Origin of the sequence: Serratia sp. Ag1 (assembly GCF_000743355.1) — a bacterium.
GTDB lineage: Bacteria > Pseudomonadota > Gammaproteobacteria > Enterobacterales > Enterobacteriaceae > Chania.
In genome coordinates, this window is sequence record NZ_JQEI01000027.1 from 25053 (window position 1) to 33172 (window position 8120).

General features: G+C 54.6%; 6 protein-coding genes. 3 read left to right on the plus strand and 3 right to left on the minus strand.

Annotation, left to right across the window (positions count from 1 at the left end):
- The first annotated feature begins 1 nt into the window (after position 1).
- A complete protein-coding gene (gene iolC, locus IV04_RS17595) occupies positions 2-1942 on the plus strand; it encodes a 5-dehydro-2-deoxygluconokinase (RefSeq protein ID WP_037398025.1) in 1941 nt (646 codons plus the stop codon).
- Between the two features lie 623 nt (positions 1943-2565).
- Positions 2566-3402, plus strand: a complete 837-nt coding sequence (locus IV04_RS17600; protein ID WP_037398022.1) for a MurR/RpiR family transcriptional regulator — start codon at positions 2566-2568, stop codon at positions 3400-3402.
- A gap of 164 nt (positions 3403-3566) precedes the next feature.
- Here the strand turns inward: IV04_RS17600 and iolB are convergent, their stop codons facing one another.
- Together iolB and IV04_RS17610 are read right to left on the minus strand one after the other, a co-directional pair.
- Positions 3567-4397 (minus strand): 5-deoxy-glucuronate isomerase, encoded by an 831-nt coding sequence (gene iolB / locus IV04_RS17605; protein WP_037404543.1) that lies wholly within the window; start codon positions 4395-4397, stop codon positions 3567-3569.
- A gap of 25 nt (positions 4398-4422) precedes the next feature.
- Positions 4423-5928, minus strand: coding sequence for a CoA-acylating methylmalonate-semialdehyde dehydrogenase (locus tag IV04_RS17610; protein ID WP_037404544.1), 1506 nt, complete (start codon positions 5926-5928; stop codon positions 4423-4425).
- A gap of 305 nt (positions 5929-6233) precedes the next feature.
- On the opposite strand from IV04_RS17610, the gene IV04_RS17615 reads away from it, so the two are divergent.
- Positions 6234-7070 carry a TIM barrel protein gene (locus tag IV04_RS17615; RefSeq protein WP_037404545.1) on the plus strand — a complete coding sequence of 279 codons (837 nt, stop codon included), beginning with the start codon at positions 6234-6236 and terminating at the stop codon, positions 7068-7070.
- A gap of 132 nt (positions 7071-7202) precedes the next feature.
- On the opposite strand, the gene IV04_RS17620 is transcribed toward IV04_RS17615, so the two are convergent.
- Complete coding sequence (locus tag IV04_RS17620; RefSeq protein ID WP_081893243.1) at positions 7203-7745, minus strand: CS1 type fimbrial major subunit; 543 nt, start codon at positions 7743-7745, stop codon at positions 7203-7205.
- Between the last annotated feature and the right edge of the window lie 375 nt (positions 7746-8120).

The following is an 8120-nucleotide window of genomic DNA, read 5'->3' on the forward strand; positions in this document are numbered from 1 at the left end:
TATGGCTACACAACACAAACAGCTTGATGTGATCTGCCTTGGGCGCATCGCTGTCGATTTCTATGCGCAACAGATTGGCGCACGCCTGGAAGATGCCAGCACCTTTGCCAAATACCTTGGCGGCTCGTCCGGCAACGTGGCATACGGTACGGCGATTCAGGGGCTCAAGTCCGGTATGTTGGCCCGCGTAGGGGATGAGCACATGGGCCGTTTCCTGCGCGAAGAACTGCAACGCGTCGGGGCCGATACGCAGTATCTGATCACCGATAAACAGCGCCTGACCGGGCTGGTGATCCTCGGCATCAAGGATCAGGAAACCTTCCCGCTGATTTTTTACCGTGAAAACTGCGCTGATATGGCCCTGACGCCCGAAGATATTGATGAAAGCTACATCGCCTCGTCCCGGGCGCTGGCGATCACCGGCACCCACCTTTCACACCCCAATACCCGCGCGGCGGTACTGAAAGCGCTGGAATACGCACGTCGCCACGGGCTACGCACCGCGTTGGATATCGATTACCGCCCGGTGCTTTGGGGGCTGACCTCGTTAGGCGATGGTGAAACCCGCTTCGTAGAATCAGAAAACGTCACCCGCGAACTGCAGGAAGTGCTGCATCATTTCGATCTGATCGTCGGCACTGAAGAAGAATTCCATATTGCCGGGGGCAGCACCGATACGCTGGTCGCTCTGCAAAACGTGCGTAAAACCACGCAGGCAACGCTGGTGTGCAAACGCGGAGCACAGGGTTGTTCCGTCTTTGAAGGAGCCATCGCCACAGACTGGCAACAGGTGAAACTGCATTCTGGCGTGCGGGTCGAGGTGCTCAACGTGCTGGGCGCTGGCGATGCCTTTATGTCTGGTCTGCTGCGCGGCTACCTGAATGACGAAGGTTGGGATCAGGCATGTCGCTATGCCAATGCCTGCGGGGCGCTGGTGGTATCACGCCACGGTTGCGCACCGGCGATGCCCACCAAACTGGAGCTGGATGACTATCTGCAACGTGAGCAGCACGTGCCGCGCCCGGATCGTGATGCACAGCTGAATCATCTGCACCGGGTGACCACGCGTAAGCAGCAATGGCATGAGTTGTGCGTGTTTGCCTTCGATCACCGCAAGCAGTTAGCCGATATGGCGCATCAGGCAGGTGCCAGCCTTGAACGTATTCCTCAGTTGAAAACTCTGCTGTTAAGCGCGGCTCAGGCTGCGGCGGCAGAAGCTGGTCTGAAGGGCAATAGCGGTATTTTGGCTGATACCACCTATGGCCAGGCGGCGCTGAATGAGATCACCGGCCAAGGATGGTGGATTGGTCGCCCAGTCGAGCAGCCGGGTTCGCGCCCATTGCGGCTGGAACACGGCAATATTGGCTCGCAGTTGCTTGATTGGCCGCAGGAACATGTCGTGAAATGCCTGGTGTTCTATCACCCACAGGATGCGGCAGACTTGCGCCATGAGCAGGATGAATGGATTGCCGAGGTGTATCGCGGTTGCTGTAAATCCGGCCACGAACTGTTGCTTGAAGTGATTTTACCGGAGAACTACACCGATAAAGACGAGCGCCATTATCTGGCCGTGCTGGAGCATTTTTACCAACTTGGCATCAAGCCCGACTGGTGGAAACTGCCCCCGCTGAGTGCCGCCAGTTGGCGGCAGGTCGGTACCCTGCTTGAATTGCATGACCCGTTTTGCAGAGGGGTATTAATTCTGGGGCTGGATGCCCCGGAGGCCACGCTGCAAGCGGGTTTTGCCGCCGCCGCAGACGCCCGTTGGGTAAAAGGTTTCGCGGTTGGCCGCACTATCTTTGGGCCCTCTTCCCGCCGCTGGCTGCAAGGGGAGATCAATGATACTGCCTTAATCGAACAGGTGAAACAGAAATACCTGACGCTGATCGGCCTGTGGCGGCAGTATCGCCCGCAGCCTGACCGGAAAACCGTTCCCCGTTAAACTTAACCCATTCCCTCTCCTTGGGGCTGTTTCTTGTTCACATTTTGAGGTTTGTTATGGGATGTGTGTTTATTTCGGTCGCTACACTTTTTGTGTTTATTCACTAACGTGGTGAACGCGACCGAGTTGGGGGCTCAAGAGCCAGCCCCCAACACCCCGGCCCTGGCCATATCAGGCGGTGGGCTTCGCCCACTTCCCTCACTCCGCCACCGCGCATTAAGGCCGGCTACGACAGTCGTCCCTGACTGTCTCGCCTGAACGCGCCGTCCGTGGCGCGTTCGCCTATGCGCCGTGTCTCCGTTCGGCGCCTTCAATGGCCTCAACACCCGTGCTCATCTCACCGATAATAAGCGTGGACGAGGTGCAGGGCCCAGCCTTCAGTATGGAGCCAAACAATCAGGAACTTGTTGGCTTAACTGACCACCGTTGCCTCATTTCCCCTTAAGCGCCTTTTCGCCGCTTTAAGCGGGGTTTTTGCCGATTTTCTGTGAGATAACTCAGCTTGTAATGGAATAAATCGCTTTTTGATGAAATGAAATTTCCGCTCCATCTGTTAGAATGGCCTGCTGAAAATTCAGGCGTATAAACCGATGCGCCCCCTCCCCCTACTGCGAGCCTAATGGATGAATAACCCAACTCAACTTTCGCTGTTACAGGATGAGATTCGCCGCCGTTATGAAACGCTCAGCAAGCGTTTAAAACAGGTTGCGCGTTATATTCTGGATAACAGTAACAGCATTGCTTTCGATACCGTTGCCTCCATCGCCGCACAGGCCAGCGTTCCACCATCGACGCTGATCCGTTTCGCTAACGCCTTTGGCTTCAATGGTTTTAACGAAATGAAACAGGTCTTTCGCCAGCACTTAATGGAAGAAACGGTCAACTACACCGAGCGGGCCCGCCTGTTCCGCCAAACCTCTTCCGATGATAGCGTCGCGCCAGAAAAGCCTACCGAAATCCTCAACGTTTTCACCATGGTTAACTCGCAGGCGCTGCAACAGTTAGCCATGCAAACCAGCGCCGAGCAGTTGGATCGGGCGGTTGAACTGTTGAATAACGCAGAAAATATCTATGTGATTGGCCTGCGCCGTTCGTTCAGCGTAGCCTCTTACCTCACCTATGCCCTGCGCCATCTGGAAAGACGCGCATTCCTGATCGATGGTTTGGGCGGCATGTTTACCGAACAGCTCAGCATGGTGAAACCCAAAGATGTGGTGATCGCCATCAGCTACTCGCCGTACGCCAAAGAAGCGATTGAACTGGTGGAATTAGGGGCCAAACAGGGCGCACTACAGATCGCCATTACCGACAGCCAGGTCAGCCCGCTGGCCGCCTTCAGCGATGTCTGCTTTGTGGTGCGTGAAGCGCAGGTCGATGGGTTCCGCTCGCAGGTAGCCTCGATGTGCCTGGCACAGACGCTGGCGGTGTCGCTGGCGCTGAATAACGCGAAGGAGTTGTAAGGGGATGGTGCTGCCATGCAGCGCATCAGACGGCTGACAAAGCCAGTTATTAGGGGGAGCGTGCCGAAGGGGTCGTAACGGCGTAAGCCGTCGGAGCGCCCCTCGGTGCGCTAGACCCGGGTATCTCGGGCTAAAAGACCACTTTGTCATCAAGCGCCTTATCTTTACCGCGCTGATTCACCCGACGAATAACCCACGCCATTAATCCAGGCGTGATCCTTCTCCCAGGTGAATTTCCACTGGCGCACCGGCCCGGCCATCACGTTGAGATAATAGCTGTCATACCCCGCCAGCGTCGCCACCGGGTGGTAGCCGCGCGGTACTTTCACCACATCACGGTTATACACCGGCATGCATTCGTCCAAAGAACGATCGTCGGTATATACCCGCTGCAGACAGAAACCCTGCTCGGGGCTGAGACGGTGGTAATAGGTTTCTTCCAGATAGGTTTCATCCGCTGAATCTTCCCGATCGTGTTTATGGCTCGGGTAGGAACTGGTATTACCTTCATCGGTATAGACTTCGACCACCAGCAGACTGTCAGCCGGTGCGCTATCCGGCAGAATATTATGCACCAGCCGCTGATTGCGGCCTTTGCCGCGCCGTTCAACGCCGACGTCTGCCGGGGTGATCAGGCGCGAAGGCAAATGCCCATGGCCTGGAGCGCGGCATACCGCCAGTTCCAGCTCGCTTTCCGCCCGGACTTCTACGCGATCCTGATGCGGGACATACACCGCATAAGGCGGGGTACGTTCAAACGGGCTCATGCGTTTACCAATGTGCGGATATTCCGCGTGCAGAGTCGCCACAGAGGCAATACCTGCCACCAGCACCAGACACAGCTCGTTGTCCGCACTGGCCAATTGCAACGTTTGCCCAGCCAGCAAGCGATAGACCTCAAACCCGACGTAACGCCAGCCCGCGTTCTCTGGCGTCACTGCTTGAATGCATCCTTGCGCATCCGGCGGCTGGCATTTGGCCAGTAATGAAGACATAGCAATTCTCCTGATATCCTCTCAATTACCCCAGCGTGGGCATACTGAATTCAGACAGCGTCTGCTGACCCGTGGGCCAACGGGCAGTGGCGGTTTTCATGCGGGTATAGAAGCGCACGCCGTCGGTGCCATGTACGTTAAGCGCACCAAACACCGAGCGTTTCCAACCGCCAAAACTGTGAAACGCCATCGGCACCGGTACGGGCACATTCACCCCAACCATCCCGGCCTGCACTTCTTGCACAAACTGGCGGGCATAGTGGCCACTGCTGGTAAAAATCGCGCTGCCGTTACCGAACTCATGGCTGTTCACCGTCTCGATCGCGGTCTGGTAGTCCGCTACGCGCACGATCCCCAGCACCGGCCCGAAGATCTCTTCACGGTAAATACGCATATCCGGCGTGACGTGATCGAACAATGTGCCGCCCACATAATATCCTTGCGGATAACCCGGCACCTGATAATGGCGGCCATCGGTCACCAACGTCGCCCCTTCTTCCACCCCGAGATCGATGTACCCCAGCACTTTTTGCTGGTGAGCCGACGAAACCAGCGGCCCCATTTCGTTTTCTTCGCCCCCCTGCTGCATACCAGGGCCAACGCGCAACTGGGTAATCAGCGGTTTGAGCCTGGAGATCAGCTTATCCGCCGTGCTGTCGCCCACCACCACCGCTATCGGCAGTGCCATACAACGCTCACCGGCAGAACCAAACGCACCGCCCATCAAGGCATTCACCGTCGCATCCAGATCGGCATCCGGCATCACGATCGCCTGATTCTTTGCCGCACCAAACGCCTGCACGCGTTTACCGTGGGCGCTGGCGGTGGTGTAAATATGCTCAGCAACGGCGGACGACCCAACAAAGCTCACCGCCTGAATACGCGGATCGGTGCACAACGGGGTAGCTTCTTCGTTGGCGCAGTGCACCACGTTGAATACTCCGTCAGGTAACCCGGCTTCTTGCAGCAGTTGTGCCAGTCGCACCGAGGCAGAAGGCACCAGCGCTGGCGGTTTCAGCACGAAGGTGTTACCGCAGACCAGGGCGATAGGGAACATCCACATCGGCACCATCGCCGGGAAGTTGAACGGGGTGATGCCAGCAACCACGCCCAGTGGCTGCATCAGCGAGAAACTGTCGACACCGCTCCCCACATCCGCTGAATATTCCCCTTTGATCAGATGCGGAATACCGCAGGCAAACTCCACCACTTCGATCCCGCGCGTCAGTTCCCCCTGCGCATCGGAATACACCTTGCCATGTTCGCTGACGATCAGTTGCGCCAGCTCTTCACGGTGTTGTTCCAGCAAGGTTTTGAAATTGAACATGATGCGTGCCCGACGCAACGGCGTGGTGCGCGACCAATCGGTAAACGCCTGATGAGCAACCTCAATCGCCTGTTGCACCTCGGCGGCAGTGCTTTGCGTCACGCGGCGTTCCACCTGCCCAGAGGCCGGGTTATGGACATCAGCAGTCTGCTGGCTGCTGCTCAGGCAAACCTGCCCACCAATAAAGTTACCTACAGTTTGCATCTCCCCACCCTCTTTAGGTCTACACAGTTACAGACAGGCGAAATCCTGACCAGATGCGAGAAACTCTATTTCAATGAAAAAAATATTTCAAATAAATTATTTTATGAAATTTAATTTTAATGAAGGGTATCGCAAATCTGGTCTAAAACGCGGAAAAAAGACGATATGAACAACACTTACCTTGCTGATTACTTGAACCCGATCAAACAATAAAATTTCAAAATAATATAAATATGAAATAAAAATTCCTATAGAGATAGGACAGCAACACACTACGCCACCGTTAACGACAGGAGTTATGCCGGATGACCATCGCCTTAGAACGTTTTTGCATCAACCGTAAGATCGCCCCCAAGCTCAGCCTGGAAAGTTTTTTCCGGCTGGTGAAGCAATGCGGGCTTAACAAAGTTGAACTGCGCAACGATATGCCCAGCGGTAGCGTGACCGATGATCTGAATCACGAACAAACCAACGCGCTGGCAGCCAAATATGGGATTGAGATTGTCACCATCAACGCACTTGGGCAATTCAACCTGCCGGAAGACAAATCCGGGCTGCTGGCCAGAACCGAAGCCCTGCTGGCACAGGCAAAAGCTCTCCACTGCCGGGCATTGGTGTTGTGTCCTAACTGCAGCGCGGACGATCGCCGCAGTGAAGCGCAAAAGCGCGAAGATACGCTGGAATCGCTGCAGCTGCTGGCTCCGCTGTTTCAGCAGTATGACGTTACGGGCTACGTTGAACCCTTGGGCTTTGGCATCAGTTCGTTGCGCTCTTCGCTACTGACCCAGGCACTTATCCGTGATGCTGCTGCCCCCTATAAAATGGTGCTGGATACCTTCCATCATTACCTGAGTGAGGTGAATCAAAGTGACTTTGATGCGCAGATTCAGGTCGATTTGATTGGCCTGGTACATCTTTCTGGTGTGGTGGATCCGATGCCCAAAAGTGCGTTGTCCGATGAGCAACGGATTATGCTGAATGACCAGGATCGCTTGCAGAGCCAAACGCAGGTACAGAATCTGGAACGTTTGGGTTATCGGGGGTTATATGCTTTCGAGCCCTTTTCTTCGCAACTGGATCAATGGACAGAAAGCGATATTGAACGCGAGATCCAGCAAAGTATCAGGTTATTGCAAGGTTGATAGGCGTTGGCCCATTACCGCTCCCATTTATCGGGTATGCCCAAAATGATTCGAGTTGCTTGACGGATATAACGGTGGCCAATACAACGGCCACCGTTAGCCTCACCGTATCTGAACGCAGAGGACTCTGCCTCAAATAGCGCTGGTCGGGATCTCGAATAACATGACCAGATCCCCCGTGTAATAACCCTGTGTCGCTGCCCGATCGGCGGTGGTGGGCGAATTTGCCTTGATTTGCAGATGGTAGACGCTTTGGTAGCCATTACCCACTTTCATATTCTGTGCAAATGTCTGTGACACATTGCCTGCGTTCAGATCTTTGCCAGAGTTACCACCGTCACCGAACTTAACGTTAACCTTTTCCATTTTGTAGGCGGCATCAGTCCGGGTCAGATCAAGCGGATGAACCAGAGTGACATTAACGCCCGGCGTGCTGGTCCATACTTGCACCGGGAGATCAGCGGCGAAGGATTTCTGTGTACCGTCCGTTGCGGCAAGATTTACTGTGTTGTACCAGCCACCGCCGTCTGGCCGTGAGACAAAAATACTGTCACTGATATTCACGGTAATCTTGATGGTTTTGGTCACGCCAAGGTGTGTTTGTTGTGCGTAGGTCATCCCTGAAATGCAGAATAGTCCGGCAACTATTGTCAGTAATGATGTGTTAATACGCATATGTGATTACCCATTAAAATACATTAAGTATTACCGCATGTGGTTGCACAATGGTCATTAGCCTTCAAGGTCATTGATGCTAAAAGAACTTTTGCAGACAAACGGCTGGGGTCCAACCCTTAAGATGAATCCTATTAAATCAACAAGTGATATGGCAGGAGAACTCACGTACAGGTAATTTGAAACATGACGAATATACCCAAAAGTGACAAATCTGCTTGGCAGATTTGAACGCTGCTTGCAGCGGCACCGAAGGGGCGAGGCACAGTATGGGCCGAGTAACGCAGCCAACACCCAAGCAACTTGAAGTATGAAGGGTATAGATGAGATCCCCCTGCGCCTACACACCATTCTCCATGGCAAGCATCATTCCCC